This is a genomic window from Aureibaculum sp. 2308TA14-22 (assembly GCF_040538665.1).
In the GTDB taxonomy this organism is placed as follows: domain Bacteria; phylum Bacteroidota; class Bacteroidia; order Flavobacteriales; family Flavobacteriaceae; genus Aureibaculum.
This window is the reverse complement of record NZ_JBEWXT010000001.1, coordinates 870,949-885,921: the sequence shown is the minus strand read 5'-3', so window position 1 is coordinate 885,921 and position 14,973 is coordinate 870,949. Positions and strand designations below refer to the sequence as shown.

19 protein-coding genes are annotated in these 14,973 nt (G+C 32.0%); 7 read left to right on the top strand and 12 right to left on the bottom strand.

The genetic code is table 11. From position 1 onward, the window contains the following. Positions 1 to 38 precede the first annotated feature (38 nt). The 8 genes from porD to prfA form a co-directional block, all read right to left on the bottom strand. Positions 39 to 950 (bottom strand): type IX secretion system protein PorD, encoded by a 912-nt coding sequence (gene porD, locus U5A88_RS03960; protein ID WP_354203958.1) that lies wholly within the window; start codon positions 948 to 950, stop codon positions 39 to 41. Next, positions 922 to 2,133 carry a bifunctional phosphopantothenoylcysteine decarboxylase/phosphopantothenate--cysteine ligase CoaBC gene (gene coaBC / locus U5A88_RS03955; RefSeq protein ID WP_354203957.1) on the bottom strand — a complete coding sequence of 404 codons (1,212 nt, stop codon included), beginning with the start codon at positions 2,131 to 2,133 and terminating at the stop codon, positions 922 to 924. The genes porD and coaBC overlap by 29 nt, the downstream gene beginning before the upstream one ends. Further along, on the bottom strand, positions 2,133 to 2,468 hold the full coding sequence (locus U5A88_RS03950; protein ID WP_354203955.1) for a DNA-directed RNA polymerase subunit omega: 336 nt from the start codon (positions 2,466 to 2,468) through the stop codon (positions 2,133 to 2,135). Before U5A88_RS03950 ends, coaBC begins: the two co-directional genes overlap by 1 nt. Continuing rightward, positions 2,458 to 3,291: an outer membrane protein assembly factor BamD gene (locus U5A88_RS03945; RefSeq protein ID WP_354203953.1), complete on the bottom strand. Its 834-nt coding sequence runs from the start codon at positions 3,289 to 3,291 to the stop codon at positions 2,458 to 2,460. The genes U5A88_RS03950 and U5A88_RS03945 overlap by 11 nt, the downstream gene beginning before the upstream one ends. Positions 3,292 to 3,446: 155 nt before the next feature. Then, entirely contained in the window at positions 3,447 to 3,962 is a 516-nt protein-coding gene (locus tag U5A88_RS03940) for a ferritin (protein WP_354203951.1), read from the bottom strand. A gap of 20 nt (positions 3,963 to 3,982) precedes the next feature. After that, positions 3,983 to 4,858 carry a 4-hydroxy-tetrahydrodipicolinate synthase gene (gene dapA, locus U5A88_RS03935; protein WP_354203950.1) on the bottom strand — a complete coding sequence of 292 codons (876 nt, stop codon included), beginning with the start codon at positions 4,856 to 4,858 and terminating at the stop codon, positions 3,983 to 3,985. Continuing rightward, on the bottom strand, positions 4,855 to 5,385 hold the full coding sequence (locus tag U5A88_RS03930) for a DUF6913 domain-containing protein (protein ID WP_354203948.1): 531 nt from the start codon (positions 5,383 to 5,385) through the stop codon (positions 4,855 to 4,857). The genes dapA and U5A88_RS03930 overlap by 4 nt, the downstream gene beginning before the upstream one ends. Positions 5,386 to 5,523: 138 nt before the next feature. Continuing rightward, complete coding sequence (prfA, locus tag U5A88_RS03925) at positions 5,524 to 6,600, bottom strand: peptide chain release factor 1 (RefSeq protein WP_354203946.1); 1,077 nt, start codon at positions 6,598 to 6,600, stop codon at positions 5,524 to 5,526. Positions 6,601 to 6,784: 184 nt separating this feature from the next. Between prfA and U5A88_RS03920 the strand changes: the two genes are divergently transcribed. Next, a complete protein-coding gene (locus U5A88_RS03920) occupies positions 6,785 to 7,219 on the top strand; it encodes a c-type cytochrome (protein ID WP_354203944.1) in 435 nt (144 codons plus the stop codon). Between the two features lie 56 nt (positions 7,220 to 7,275). On the opposite strand, the gene U5A88_RS03915 is transcribed toward U5A88_RS03920, so the two are convergent. Together U5A88_RS03915 and U5A88_RS03910 are read right to left on the bottom strand one after the other, a co-directional pair. Continuing rightward, complete coding sequence (locus U5A88_RS03915) at positions 7,276 to 7,659, bottom strand: DUF6768 family protein (protein ID WP_354203942.1); 384 nt, start codon at positions 7,657 to 7,659, stop codon at positions 7,276 to 7,278. Next, complete coding sequence (locus U5A88_RS03910; RefSeq protein WP_354203940.1) at positions 7,649 to 8,236, bottom strand: RNA polymerase sigma factor; 588 nt, start codon at positions 8,234 to 8,236, stop codon at positions 7,649 to 7,651. Before U5A88_RS03910 ends, U5A88_RS03915 begins: the two co-directional genes overlap by 11 nt. A gap of 204 nt (positions 8,237 to 8,440) precedes the next feature. On the opposite strand from U5A88_RS03910, the gene U5A88_RS03905 reads away from it, so the two are divergent. The 3 genes from U5A88_RS03905 (at position 8,441) to U5A88_RS03895 (ending at position 11,496) form a co-directional block, all read left to right on the top strand. Next, positions 8,441 to 8,854 carry a c-type cytochrome gene (locus U5A88_RS03905; RefSeq protein WP_354203938.1) on the top strand — a complete coding sequence of 138 codons (414 nt, stop codon included), beginning with the start codon at positions 8,441 to 8,443 and terminating at the stop codon, positions 8,852 to 8,854. 58 nt (positions 8,855 to 8,912) lie between these two features. After that, entirely contained in the window at positions 8,913 to 10,325 is a 1,413-nt protein-coding gene (gene rlmD, locus U5A88_RS03900) for a 23S rRNA (uracil(1939)-C(5))-methyltransferase RlmD (RefSeq protein WP_354203937.1), read from the top strand. A gap of 61 nt (positions 10,326 to 10,386) precedes the next feature. Then, the gene (locus U5A88_RS03895) at positions 10,387 to 11,496 is read left to right on the top strand and encodes a family 10 glycosylhydrolase (RefSeq protein ID WP_354203935.1); all 1,110 of its coding nucleotides are present in this window, start codon (positions 10,387 to 10,389) and stop codon (positions 11,494 to 11,496) included. Here the strand turns inward: U5A88_RS03895 and U5A88_RS03890 are convergent, their stop codons facing one another. Further along, positions 11,497 to 12,075, bottom strand: a complete 579-nt coding sequence (locus U5A88_RS03890; protein ID WP_354203934.1) for a peroxiredoxin-like family protein — start codon at positions 12,073 to 12,075, stop codon at positions 11,497 to 11,499. Between the two features lie 157 nt (positions 12,076 to 12,232). On the opposite strand from U5A88_RS03890, the gene U5A88_RS03885 reads away from it, so the two are divergent. Continuing rightward, positions 12,233 to 12,679 carry an FKBP-type peptidyl-prolyl cis-trans isomerase gene (locus U5A88_RS03885; RefSeq protein WP_354208128.1) on the top strand — a complete coding sequence of 149 codons (447 nt, stop codon included), beginning with the start codon at positions 12,233 to 12,235 and terminating at the stop codon, positions 12,677 to 12,679. A 2-nt stretch (positions 12,680 to 12,681) separates the two neighbouring features. Here U5A88_RS03885 and U5A88_RS03880 read toward each other — a convergent pair whose 3' ends face one another. Continuing rightward, the gene (locus U5A88_RS03880; RefSeq protein WP_354203932.1) at positions 12,682 to 13,476 is read right to left on the bottom strand and encodes a tRNA pseudouridine synthase A; all 795 of its coding nucleotides are present in this window, start codon (positions 13,474 to 13,476) and stop codon (positions 12,682 to 12,684) included. 356 nt (positions 13,477 to 13,832) lie between these two features. On the opposite strand from U5A88_RS03880, the gene U5A88_RS03875 reads away from it, so the two are divergent. Both U5A88_RS03875 and U5A88_RS03870 read left to right on the top strand, forming a co-directional pair. Further along, a complete protein-coding gene (locus tag U5A88_RS03875) occupies positions 13,833 to 14,603 on the top strand; it encodes a TorF family putative porin (protein WP_354203930.1) in 771 nt (256 codons plus the stop codon). A gap of 10 nt (positions 14,604 to 14,613) precedes the next feature. Next, entirely contained in the window at positions 14,614 to 14,964 is a 351-nt protein-coding gene (locus U5A88_RS03870; RefSeq protein ID WP_354203928.1) for a P-II family nitrogen regulator, read from the top strand. Positions 14,965 to 14,973 lie beyond the last annotated feature (9 nt).

Sequence of the window (14,973 nt, the reverse complement as noted above, 5' to 3'; positions counted from 1 at the left end):
GCTGTAAAGTTATTAAATTTTTCCCTTTTTAAATAACATTAAATTTTAATCTTATCCCATTTATCACTATATGTGGGATAAATTTTAAGTAAAGTCTCTTTAAGTTTAACCGCATTTATACGTGGGCCACCTGAAAATATATCAGCAATTTCATCAGATTTAGTATCCATAAAAACACGCAATAAAAATGCATTTGGCCGCGTATTGTAAATGGTATTTAAAGTGAGAACGGCATCGCTAATATTGGTTTTGGCTTTCTTTTTATCATCGTTCATCATATCTAATCCATTTAAATGATAATTGTACATAGCCGTTCTGTAGGCTTTATAAGTAGGCGATAATAAATTTTCATTCAACTGATATCTAGTATTATTACCATCAATTCTGTTCCAACCAGAAAAACCACCTTGTTGAGCTAAATTAACCACTTTTTCAGCTTTTTTATGATACTCTTCACCACCATTAAGTTCAAATGTATCCGCATCAATACCTAAAACGGTATACACATAAAAAGTAAGAATTGAAACCAAATTAGATTCAAAACTATTTTCGTTGTATATCAAGTTTTGAAATTCGGTGTAATTAAACGTTAAATTATTGTCCCTATAATTAAAAATTGGGGTTTGATATGTAGAGTTGTAAACAGGTCTTGAAGCTACAATAGAAATATTACCCTTAAATTCATTTGAAGATGGCTGTTCTAAAATTGTCAACGTAATGGCACAACTTACCCGCTCTTGCGGTTTATAACTTTTATCGGTCCATTTTGTATTATTAAGATACTCTGAAATTGAAGCCTGAAGATTATCATACAATTGCTTATTACTGTTTTGTATTTGCTCAGAATTTACAATTACTAAGGCATTCAATTCTTGCCCGTTAATTTTTAAAAACGAACATAAAACTAAAATAAACAATAAACTACGCATTATATTTTTTGAGTATTTCATTAAAAATATCTTTAGCCACTTCTGTTTTCGACTTCGTGTCAAACTTTTGACAGTTATCATTAGTATCAATAATAGTTATTTTATTTGTCGCTTTTTTAAAACCCGCTCCTTCGTCGTTTAGAGAATTCAACACTATTAAATCTAAATTTTTTCGTTTTAACTTCCCTTTTGCATTTTCCAACTCATTAGAAGTCTCTAAGGCAAAACCAACCAAAAATTGATTTTCTTTTGCTTTTCCCAAAGAAGCTAAAATATCTTTTGTCGGCACTAACTTTAGGCTTAATTCAGCATCTTTTTTCTTAATTTTATCCGATGCCAATTTACTAGGTTTAAAATCAGCTACAGCAGCAGATAAAATTGCTATATCGCAAGATGCATAATATTGATGCACTGCATTATACATTTCCTCAGCATTTGTAACATCTATTCTCTGTATTAACGAATGATTTACGGTTTCATTGGACGGTCCAGAAATTAAAATAACCTCAGCTCCCAAATTTGCAGCTTCCTTAGCCAGTTCAAAACCCATTTTACCAGAGGAATGGTTACCAATAAATCGTACAGGATCAATAGCTTCATGTGTAGGACCAGCTGTTATCACTACTTTTTTATTGTGTAACGGCAAACCTGAAAGTATATCTTTTTCAATAAACGCAAGGATGTTTTCTGGCTCCGCCATCCTACCTTCACCTTCTAAGCCACTTGCCAACTCGCCACTTTCAACGGGAATCATAACATTACCAAAACTCTCTAATTTTTGTAAGTTTTCTTTGGTGGATGAGTGTTTGTACATGTCTAGATCCATTGCTGGAGCAAAATAGACTTTACATTTAGCCGATAAATAAGTCGCCAATAACAAATTATCGCAACTACCATTTGTCATTTTTGACAAGGTATTTGCAGTTGCAGGGGCAATTATAAAATAATCTGCCCAAAGGGCTAATTCAACATGGTTGTTCCACAGTTCGTTTTCCTCTTCTTTATCGTAAAAAGTAGAATAAACCGGATTTTTAGAAAGTGTAGAAAGTGTAAGCGGAGTAACAAAATCTTTAGAAGCAGGAGTCATAATTATCTTAACATGAGCTCCTGCTTTTATAAAAAGTCTAACCAAATAGGTGGTTTTGTAAGCAGCAATTCCTGCGGTTACCCCCAACAGTATTTTTTTACCGCTTAAAACCGACATTATTCCTTAGGTTCAGTTTCTTCTTCAGGATTTCTATAATAAATATCGCCATCTAACCATTCTTCAACTGCAATTGCAGTAGGTTTAGGTAGTTTTTCATAAAACCGAGAAACTTCAATTTGTTCTTTATTTTCAAAAACTTCTTCTAAGCTATCATTATGTGTAGCAAACTCCTCTAATTTATCAATCAATTCCTTTTTAAGGTCTTCATTAATCTGGTTTGCTCTTTTCGCCATAATTGAAATAGACTCATAAATATTATGAGTTGGTTCTTCAATTTTAGACCTATCATAAGTTACAGTAGTAATAGGTGCTTCAGAATTTTTATAATCCATTGTCTGTATATTTAGCGTATAATTCTTTTGTTTTTTCTAATTCTTTATTTAAATCTTCTGATTTAGAAGAAAAATCTTTTAATCGTTTAGATTCAGGAAAACTCTTTTCCAATCTATTATAAGAAGCTATTGCGTTTTCAATACGCTCTTCTTTTTTTGTTATAACACTATTTGTTGCTAATTCATAAGCTGACAAAAACTTATATGCCAATGCTTCCTCCTTGAATTCAGTACCAAAATTATCTTCAATAAAAATATCGAACGCCATAATAGCAGCTTGGTACTTTTGTGTTATATAGTATTGTTTAGCAATATTAAATTGTTTCTTTTCTAACCTAGTAGCTAACTCATCATAATATTTATTAGCTTCTTCAAGTTTATCCGATTGCGGAAATTTATCAATAAAATTTTGAAGGGCTGTTAACGCTTTATGGGTATTTGCTTGATCTCTACTTGCTTTTGGAGAAGATAAGTAATAACTATGTGCTGCTAAAAATGTAGCTTCTTCAATTTTTGAACTCGAAGGATAATTACCGATAAATCGTTCAAAATAATAAGAAGCCAATTCGTAACTTTTAGTTTTGTAATTTGCTTCACCAACCATAAACTGTATACGTTCCATTTGTGGTTTGGCACCATATTTAGGAATTACCTTTTCAAATAAGTTAATGGATTTATTGTATTTGCCCTCTTCAAATAACTGAGTAGCCATTTTATATTGATCTTGAGTTGTGCCTTTATTCAACACCTTTTGGTATTCGCTACACGCTGTAAAGGTCAAGCCAATTACTACTAATAAACCAAGTTGTTTTATTCTAAACATTTTGCAAAAGTACTTATTTAAAACTAATTAATAAAAACTATTTTTTAATAGCTTAAGATGTAGCCATTAATAATAAAAAACAAATGTAAAATTTGTTAGCTAAATGTTAAGTTTACGATTACTAAAAATATGTTAATAGTACAAAGTACCTAGTACTAAGGTTCTATTTGAACTGAAGATTGTACGGTGAGTTGTTTTATATCGTTATCAAATAGATACAACCCTCCTTTGTCATTACCAATAAGGTTAATTTTATCAAGAATTGTTCTAGCTACCGCTTCCTCTTCAATTTGTTCGGCTACATACCATTGCAAAAAGTTATGAGTAGCATAGTCTTTTACTTCTAAGCAAATGTGTACCAAATCATTAATACTTTTGGAAACGTGAACTTCGTGCTTAAATAAAGTTTCAAACATTTCTTTAAACGATCCGAATGAAGATGGTGGTGCTTTTAATTGAGAAATTTTAGCGTGACCACCCCTTTCATTTATATATTTAACCAACTTAAGCATGTGCATTCTTTCTTCATCAGATTGGGCGTACATAAATTCAGCAACACCTTCCAGTCCTTTTACCTCGGCCCAAGATGCCATTGCTAAATAGATCTGAGAGGATTCCGCTTCAACGGTTATCTGTTCATTTAATGCTTTTTCAACTTCTTTTATCAACATTATTTATCTCTTTTAGTTAATTAATATTCGTTGATAAAGGTACTAATTTTTTCTTGTAATTCATAACTTGCTTCAACTAGTGGTAGCCTTACAAAAGGTTCGCAAATTGAACGTTTTTTTAACAGAGCTTTGATACCTGCAGGGTTTCCTTCTTCAAAAATATAATCAATACTATCCATTAGTTTAAAATGTAAACCTGAAGCCTCTTTGGTTTTTCCTTCTAAAGCCAATTTTATCATCTTAGAAAAATCACTGGGAATACCCTGTCCGATTACAGATATAACGCCAGCCCCTCCTGTTAAGGTCATTGGTAACGCTACCATATCATCACCAGAGATAACCAAAAAGTCTTCAGGTTTATTTTGCAACAATCGAAACGCCTGATCCATACTACCGGCTGCCTCCTTTACACCAATAATATTGGAAAAGTCTGAAGCCAATCTTAAAACTGTTTCCGGAGTCATATTTGCTCCTGTTCTACTTGGTACGTTGTATAATATTAATGGTTTAGGACTTATTGTCGCAATCGCTTTAAAATGCTGATAAATGCCTTCTTGTGTGGGTTTATTGTAATATGGAGAAACAGAAAGAATGGCATCAAAGGCTGACAAATCCGATTGTTGAATTTCATTTATCACAGATTGCGTATTATTGCCACCAATTCCTATAACCAAAGGCAATTTTCCGTTATTAACCTCTACAACCGTGCTGATTACTTTTTGCTTTTCTTCTTTTGATAAGGTTGCAGGCTCTCCAGTAGTCCCCAAAACTACTAAGTAATCAATGCCGTTATCAATCTGAAAATTAATCAGTCTTTTTAATGCATCAAAATCAACAGATTTATCTGCTTTAAAAGGAGTTACCAAGGCTACGCCTGTACCATAAAATTCCGTCATTCTATTAAATTAAAAATCTGTAAATACTTTGCCAATTCATCGTTAAAAACATCAATTTTATTACCCTCGACAGCTATGGTAAAATCATACAAATTTTGTAATTCTTCATTAGCAAAACTTACTTTAAATTTTGCCCTAGAACGCATTGTCAATATGTTTGTGTAAACACTAGTGTGGTTACAGTAATTAATTAACATATCGTAATCCTCATTTACAAAATCAACTACGTTTGGTGCTTTTGGCTTACCATACATACCCAAATCTTTTTCTGAAAATGTATTGTAATGCTGTGTAACAAAATCGTCTTTAAGGTTTTCAAAAATGATAATTTCTAAACTTTTATGAGGCATTTTTAATTTTTGGCTCAAGTTTCTAGAAATATCATAGCCCCCAAATAATCGCGAATCGGCCAACACGCCAATTTTATTAATCTTATTTGGAACATTATCGTTTGTACTTTGTAATCTTTTTAATTGTTTTTGATAATATTGATTGGCTGTTTTCTTTTTTAAACCTTTAAAATTCATTGCTTTTAACAATTGTAGTGTAAAATTAGTAAATCGGGTTTTAATCTTATGGTAATGTATTCAAATTAAACGAATAATTTATATGCGTTAGTATTTAAACAAACACAATAATTAACCAAAGCCAACAAAACCTTAAATTTAAAGTACTTCGCCCGATTCTTTCAGCTTTTCAGCGTTTTCGGCAAGTTTCAACTCTTCTATAATTTTATGAATATCACCATTAATAATATTGCTAAGATCATACAAGGTTAACCCTATTCTATGTTCGGTAACACGACCTTGCGGATAATTATAAGTTCTGATTTTTGCAGATCTATCTCCACTGGAAACCATACTTTTACGTCTAGCAGAATCTTCGGCCTGTTTCTTGGCTAATTCCGCTTCGTATAGTCTAGAGCGTAAAACTTTTATCGCTTTTTCTAAATTTTTATGTTGCGATTTTTGATCTTGACACTTGGCCTCAATACCTGTAGGAATGTGTTTCAATTGAATTGCCGAATACGTAGTATTTACACTTTGCCCGCCTGGCCCTGTAGATGTAGTTCTTATAATTTTTACATCTTTCATATCGAGTTCCACATCAAACTCTTCAGCTTCTGGCAACACCATTACCGTTGCAGCAGAAGTGTGAACTCTACCTTGAGTTTCAGTTTGTGGTACGCGTTGTACACGGTGCACACCTGCTTCAAATTTCATATCACCATATACATCTTCACCAGAAATACTAAAAATAACTTCTTTAAATCCACCTGATGTACCTTCACTAACATCAACTAACTCAGTTTTCCAGCCTTTATCAGAACAGAATTTAGTATACATTCTGTATAAATCTCCTGCAAAAATACTAGCTTCATCTCCACCAGTACCTGCTCTAATTTCAACCATTACATCTTTAGCATCTTCAGGGTCTTTAGGTATTAGCATAAGTTTTATATCCGCTTCTAACTTCTCTAATTTCTCTGAAGCTTCACTTAATTGTATTTCTGCCATTTCGGTCATTTCAGCATCAGAACCATCATCGATAATTTCCTTTGCTTCTTCTACTCTGCTCAATATGGTTTTATATTCTTCACCTTTGTCAACAATCGTTTTAAGGTCTTTATATTCTTTATTAAGTTTTACATACCTCTTTTGGTCTGTGATAATATCTGGTTGGATAATTAAATCAGAGACCTCATCAAAACGTTGTTTTACAATATTTAATCTTTCTAACATCTGCTGTGTTTTATGATGTCAAATCTAATCAATTTTTACGATTAATTTTAATAACCAAAAAATTCTATATCTAAATTATTTAGAATATATCTAAATTATAAAAGGTATAGCAATATCTATTGAATTTTAAGGTTAAGAAGTTATTATTTAACTAAATTTACACTTGAATTTAAAAACTAAAATTATGAAGAAATTATCAATATTATTTATTGCTCTATCAATGATAGTTGCAAGTTGTGGTGACAAAAAGAAAGAAGAAGTTAAAAAGGATGTTGAAACTGTAAAAGAGGAAGTGAAAGAAACAACTTCTACCGATGCAGCTTCTGATAAAGACGCTCAAATAGCCATGGGTAAAAAATTGTTTACTGAAAAAACATGCGTTGCTTGTCACGCCATTGATAGTAAAACTGCCGGTCCTTCAGTAAAAAACATTATAGAAATTTATGATGAAAAAAAAGGTAATATTGTTCAATTTTTAAAAGGTAATGCTGACCCAATTGTAGATACTGACCCAGGTCAAGTAGCTATTATGAAGGGAAATCTTGACAGTTTTGTAAAAGATATGAAACCTGAAGAATTACAAGCACTTTCTGCATATATGCGTGATGCTGCAAAATAAAAGATCTATTTTTTCAAAAGTTTAAAGCATCCGTTTAGACGGATGCTTTTTTTTGTTTATTTAGATTTATTTGCTGATGCGGCTATTTGCAATTCAAGTCTCTTCATTTCTCTTAACAATGCATTTTTGTCCATTTGCATCCAAGCAAATATTTTTATCATTGCTATTGTTGACCAACATAAACATCCAGCAGAAGTCCATTTTATAAGTTCGTTTGTGTCATCTGTATTTAAAAATTGAATTAAACAGTAAATAAATAAACCGAATACAATTATATTAACAATATTCATGATAATAATTAGCCAACTATTTTTTGTTTTAAATAAACCTCCAAACATTTGTAGCAGGTTTTGTTCATCTAACTCATCATAAAATTGAGCTTCTTCACTTGTCAAAGATTCTTTGATAATTTGGTCTATTTCTTCTTTATTATTTTTCATGATTTCTATTTTTTATTTTTAATTTTAATTTTTCTCGAGCGTAAAACAATCTTGATTTTACAGTTCCTTTGGGTAATGATAATATATCTGCTATTTCATGTAAAGTATACTCTTGAATGTAAAAAAGGCGTACTACAATTTGCTGTTGTTCTGGCAACTCTTTAATACAGTTTATAACCATTTTGGAAGTAGCATGACTATCAGAAGTAGTATTATAATTATTGCTTTTACTATATTCATTTGTCTCATTAGCTGAGTGTTTATTTTCTTGATATTGATATAAATTGAATTCTTCTTTTCTATTTTTTCTCAAATTATCAAGCGATTTTCTTATTACTAGTTTTAAAGCCCAACTCCCAAAATTATTTGGGTTTTTTAATGTGTGTATTTTTTTTAAAATCACACTCCAACTTTCTTGAACAATATCTTTGGCCAAATCGGCATCTTTTACATACCAAAATGCCTGATTATATAATTTAGAATGCCATCTCTTTACCAATAAAGCAAATGCTTTTTTATCTCCTGCTTTGAATTGCAGAACTAAAAGTCCGTCAAATATTTTTTCAGGTTTGTTCATTCTTGATTTCTACCTTTAAGACGACCCGTTTTAAGAAAGGTTCAATTTAAAAGTATAGATTTTAAAAATAACTCAAATAAATCAACTAATTATAAGTCTCTATTTTTATTTAATTCAATTAATAATTAGGAAAATTAAGCCTCTTTTTTTTAATAATTAATTTTTATTATCGTAAATTTATAGTGTAATTTTTTAATCACAAATATGCGTTTATCTTTAATTTTTGTTGGTTTTTTATTGATTTGCAGTTGTGCTTCAGATAAAAAATCAACTGATAGCAAAGAAAAAGAAGTTCCCAAACGAGGAGAGTTAAGTAGAGATTCACAAATTTTTCTAGGTAATAGGCTTTTCTCGGAAAAAACCTGCGTTACCTGCCACGCAGTAAACAAAACAAAGATAGGCCCTTCAGTAAAAGAAATAATGCGGGTTTATAAGGAAAAGAATGGAGATATAGTTGCCTTTTTAAAGGGTGAAGCTGAACCAATTGTAGATACCACTTCCACCCAAGTTGCTATTATGCAAGATAATATAAACGGTTTTGTTAAAGGATTATCTGATGAAATGTTAAATACCATTGCTACCTATATGATGCATGTTGATGAAATGAATGTTGAATAGTTCTGTTTTCATATTTATTTTTAAAATTTATTCCTAACCAAACCCTTACCTTTGCCAAATGGCAAGAAAAAATAAGCACAAAGTTTTTGAAAATATTGAAGTTCTAGATGCTGGAGCTAGAGGTAAATCGGTTGCCAAAGCACCTGACGGCAAGATTATCTTCATTTCTAATGCCATTCCTGGCGATGTGGTTGATATCCAAACTTTTAAGAAACGTAAAGCTTATTACGAAGGCAAAGCTATTCATTTTAGGACATATTCGGATAAACGTACCGAACCAGTTTGTCAACATTTTGAGCATTGTGGTGGCTGCAAATGGCAGCATATGAAATATGAAGATCAGTTGTTTTACAAAGAAAAAGAGGTTGCCAATAACCTTAAACGCATTGGTCATTTAGAACTGTCAGAAATCACTCCTATTTTCGGAGCGAAAAAGCACTATTTTTATAGAAACAAGATGGAATTTTCTTTTTCCAGCAACCGTTGGCTCACTTTGGAAGAAATTAATTCGGACGTAGAAATTGATAATAAAAACGCATTGGGGTTTCATATTGCTGGTATGTGGGACAAAATTTTGGATATTGAAAAATGTCATTTACAAGAAGACCCTTCTAATTCCATTAGAAATTCTGTTAAAGCGTTTGCCATAGAAAACAACTTGTCTTTTTTCAATCCACGTGAACAGATCGGTCTTTTACGTACCCTAATGATACGTATTTCTTCTACTGGAGAAATTATGCTGGTCATTCAGTTTTATGATGACGACAAAGAAAAACGGGAATTGCTACTAAACTTTGTGGCGGAAAAATTCCCCGAGATCACTTCGCTGCAGTATGTGATCAATCAAAAGGCAAACGATACCATTTACGACCAAGAAATAGTCTGTTTTAAAGGTCGCGACCATATTTTTGAAGAAATGGAGGGCTTAAAATTTAAAATTAATTCCAAATCCTTTTATCAAACTAATTCTGAACAGGCTTACAAACTCTATAAAATAACAAGAGATTTTGCCAACTTATCTGGCAACGAAGTTGTTTATGATCTTTATACAGGTACAGGCACTATAGCTCAATTTGTTTCAAAACAAGCTAAAAAAGTGGTGGGTATTGAAAGTATACCCGAAGCCATTGCTGATGCCAAAGAAAATGCCAAAAACAATAACATAACCAATACTGATTTTTTTGTAGGTGATATGGCAAAAGTATTTACTGATGCCTTTATTTCCAAAAACGGTAAACCCGATGTAATAATTACCGATCCGCCTCGGGACGGTATGCACAAAAACGTGGTAGCACAACTCTTAAAAATAAAAGCTCAAAAAATTGTATATGTAAGTTGTAATTCCGCTACGCAGGCTAGAGATTTAGCCTTGCTCAATGAAAAGTATCAATTAGTTAAAACACAAGCCGTAGATATGTTTCCACAGACCCACCATGTGGAGAATGTTGTACTTTTAGAACTCAGAGATTAGTTATTCCAATTGTGATATAATTCTTATTATATTTACAATTGGTTCTTAAACATAAATTAATATGAGTTCAACAAAAAGATTCCTTTTCCAATATATTTTACTATTTACTACACTCTCCTCATTATTAGTAATATCCTGCGAACCAAAACATGATAAAACAGTTGAAACTAGAGGCGTTTATGGACATCCCAAACCATTATGGGATAAGGGATATAATCTTAATGACCTTGGAATTAATGCCGTTTTTGTTCATGGTGGATCAGTTGATAAAGAGATGGTTGATAGAGCTACGTCCGAGGGAATGAAGGTATTTGCTGAGTATGCCACATTAAACGGCAAAAATTATGTAGAAACACACCCTGAAGCCTGGGCAATAAATGAAAAAGGCGAAAAAGTAGAAGCTGCAACTTGGTTTATGGGAGTTTGTCCTACAGAACCAGGTTTCCGTGAATACCGTTTTAAGCAATTGCGAGATTTATTAAAGTTTGACCTTGATGGTATTTTCATGGATTACGTGCATTGGCATGCTCAATTTGAAGATTCTAACCCCATATTGCCCGAAACCTGTTTTTGTGATGGTTGCCTTAGAGCATTTGCAAAATATTCAGGTCTAGAAATACCAGACGAAATCATATCAAAGAAGTCAGAATGGATACTTAACAACCATGATGAAAAATGGCGTAACTGGCGATGCAAAGTAATTTATGATTGGACATATGAAGTAAAAAGTATTATAAAGGAAATTAAACCAGAGGTACTACTGGGATTATACCACTGCCCATGGGATGATGAAGAATTTGATGGTGCAAGACGTCGGATATTAGGTCTCGATTATGATTTATTAAAAGAAACCGTCGATGTGTTTTCTCCTATGGTCTATCACGCAAAAATGGGAAGAGAGCCCGATTGGGTAAAAGAAAATATAGAATGGTTTAGTAATAAATTAACTATTGGAAAAAATTCTTATCCCAAAATATGGCCTATCATTCAGGCACATAATAGTCCAAGTGTTATTTCCAATGAAGATTTTGAAACCGCCTTAATGGCCGGTTTGGCTGGAAAATCTACAGGAGTGATGATGTTTACAACTTCTGCAGTAGCAGAGGACGAAGGTAAAATAGAAGTTATGAAACGTGTTTATAACAAGTTAAAGAAAAAAACAAAAAACTAATTATTCCAACAATTCAGTAATATCAAATCTTTTAGAATAGTTAGGGTCATAATGTACAAATTCAATTTTACCTTCTTTATCTATAATATAAGTTGCAGGTACTGGCAATACATTGTTGTTTTCGACATTGTATTCCGCTAATCTTTTTTGTGTAGCACTAAAATACTTGGGTACGCTTTTTTCATTGACTTCAAATGCCACTTTATAATTCTCCATTATGGTGTTATCAACATCATGTAAAATAGAAAACGTACTGCCTAGGTTTTTCGCTGTTTCTTTTGTCTTCTCTACTTTTTCAGGAGTTACTACAACAACGGCATACCCCTTTTCAGTTAAGGCATCTAAGTTTTCTTCTAATGTTTTTAAATGCTTTTTACAATAGGGACACCAATTACCTCTGTAAAAAACAAGTATAATTTTATTGTCTTTTAATATATCTGCAGAACTAATTTCATTATCAAACTGGTCAACTCCCGCAATTAAAGGAGCGTCATCACCCACTTCTAAGTGCTCATTATCAATTTGAGAAAATGTGTGAATTGAAAATAATAAAGTAAGTACTATTGCAAAGTTTTTCATGAATTTTATATTTATTTTATCTTGTAGTCGAAAAAAGAATATAGCCTTACAAAAGTATAATATAATAATTAACTATTCATACAAGATAAATATACTTCTTTAAAAAGTCTCTCAAATTATATAACTTTGATAGACTTCGCTTAACAATTAATATAATATAAAAAAAACAAGATTTATTCTACTAGTAATACTCATATTTATTGGGATTAATAGTTGTAAAGAAAAGCAGACAGTAGAAACAACAAATCTTAAAAACGAGTATATAAAAACTGCATCTGGGCTACAGTATAAAATTCTGAAAGAAGGTAAGGGCCTCAAAGCTAAAATCGGTGATGAGGTATTGTTGTACGAAACTACCAGTTATCAAGATGGAACTGAGCTATACTCAAATGAAAATTCCGAGAATCCTATAAAAGTTAAAATCGGTGCTAACCGAGTTACAAAAGGGATTGATGAGGGGTTACGCGGAATGCAATCTGGAGAAATCCGTTTATTGATTGCTCCGCATCATTTGGTAAAAAGAAAGTTTTATCCTGATAATATATCTCCTGACTCTACCCTTGTCATAAAGTTGATAGTAGATAAAATAATAATCAAGCATTGAATTTATAAGAATTCCTTATGTTTTATTAATACCTCATACAACTGCAACCCTGAACTCGGTGCAATAGTAGGTAGTGGTTTACAGTCATTGTTTTCTAAAAGTGATTGCTTTATAAATTCCAAATCAATTTCCCTTTTCCCCAGTTGAAACAACACGCCCATCATCAATCTGATTTGATAGCGTAAAAACCCGCTCCCCTTTACACGCAAATAATAGCTCTTTTCGGGAAAAAAATTAGCGGTATAAACAGCATTCTCAACTATTTCACAGCAGTCAATAATTCGTTTAAAAGTAGTATTGGTTGAAGGTTCTGTACAATACTTATGGAAATAATTTTCACCTTCAAATAGCTGTGCCCCTTGCTTCATTAGTTCAATATTTAGGTCTTCCTCTATGCCCACAATAAAAGGAGCGGCAAATGGATGATTCTTTTTACCAAAAGAAAAGAAATACAAATACTCCTTGATTTTCGGATGTTGAATGATATTAAAATCATTTGAGGTTTTTTCAATTGATAGTCCTTTAATATCTGACGGAAAATTTGAGTTTAAATCCGCCAAAAAAGAAATTTCATCAATCTCCTCATCCACAAAAAGTTGAAAAACATAGCTATTTGCTGAAACTTTTGAATCTGTTCTTCCTACACCTAGGGTCTTATAATTTTTGTGACTAAAAACAAAGGACAGTGTTTTGTCCACCATTTCATGAACGGTTTTGACATTGGTTTGTTTTTGCCAGCCATGAAAACGAAAGCCTAAAAACTGAATAGTAACTATATAGGTTTGTTGAAATTGCATATTTCAAAATTACAAATAGTTGAACTTAGTATCGTCTGTATTTCTTGCAGTTTTTATCCAAAAATTACTATTGAGAGCTATTTCCCCTTCCTCGGAGAGGTTAGAGGAGGTCTTTTTTTTCCAAAAATGTCATTTTTATCATATTATCAATTTTTTTAGAATTATTTTTATACCCCCTATTTTTTACATTAAAAATGTAATAAAAATTATTATTTTAAAATTATACCCCCTGTTTTTTTATCAATATAGTTTAAAAAAATGTAATTTTTAAAATTACACCCTATCATTATGTAAAATTAATTTTTACATTTGACTACTGTAAGACATCATTAATAATTCAAATTAATAAAACTACTATGGAAAATTACAGCAAATTAAAAAACATTACTTATGGTAAAAAAATACTGTTTATTTTTTTATTTCTATCAGGCTTAATTTTGTTTGCACAAAAAGAAGCATCTTTAGTAAAGCCCAGTAAAATTGATATTGGGGTCGGTTTACAATCTAGGTATATATGGAGAGGTCTACAATTAGGTGGAAACAGCCCTAGCATTCAACCGTCCGTTGAGTTTACAGCGGGTAAATTTATATTAGGAGCTTGGGGAGCGTACTCAACTAGAGGTTTTAATGAATTTCAAGAAGCCGATTTATATGTGTCGTATACTCCTATCGAAGCTCTATCGCTTACTATTACCGATTATTTCTTCCCAAAAGAAGGTGCTTATAATAATTATTTCGAACACGGTAACAATACCGGACACGTTTACGAAGCACTTATTTCTTTTAACGGAACTGAAAAAATCCCCATAGGTATAATACTGGCAACAAACTTTGCAGGAGCTATTAAATATGATGAAAATGAGTCCGAAAAAAAAGCATATTCCACATATATAGAAGCAACTTATTCAAAAAAAGTGGCTAACACTGCGTACAGCATATTTGCTGGAGCAGTTTTTGGCGATTATAACAGTTATTACCTAACGGACGGTTCTGGATTCATCAATCTCGGACTAAGTGCTACCAAAGAAATAAAAATTACGGACAATTTCAACTTGCCCATAAATGCGGCATTAACATTCAATCCTGAACAAGAAAATATATACTTGACGTTTGGATGCTCACTTTAAATCTAAAAATATGAAAAAAATAGAAGCAATTATCAGAAAATCAAAATTTATCGATGTAAAAGAAGCATTACATAATGTAGATGTAAACTTTTTCTCCTATTGGGATGTTACTGGATTGGGAAATGAAAAAGAAGCCCATGTGTATAGGGGTGTTAGCTATAGCACAACTGATATTCAACGTAGATACTTATCAATAGTGGTCAATGACGACTTTGAAAAAATCACCATCAATGCCATACTCAAATCGGCAGCAACGGGAGAAGTTGGCGATGGTAAAATTTTCGTATCGGACATAACCGAATGCTATCGTATTAGAACTGGAGAAAAAGGTGGTGAAACTTTAAAGAAAATATCAAAATAATAAAAACCT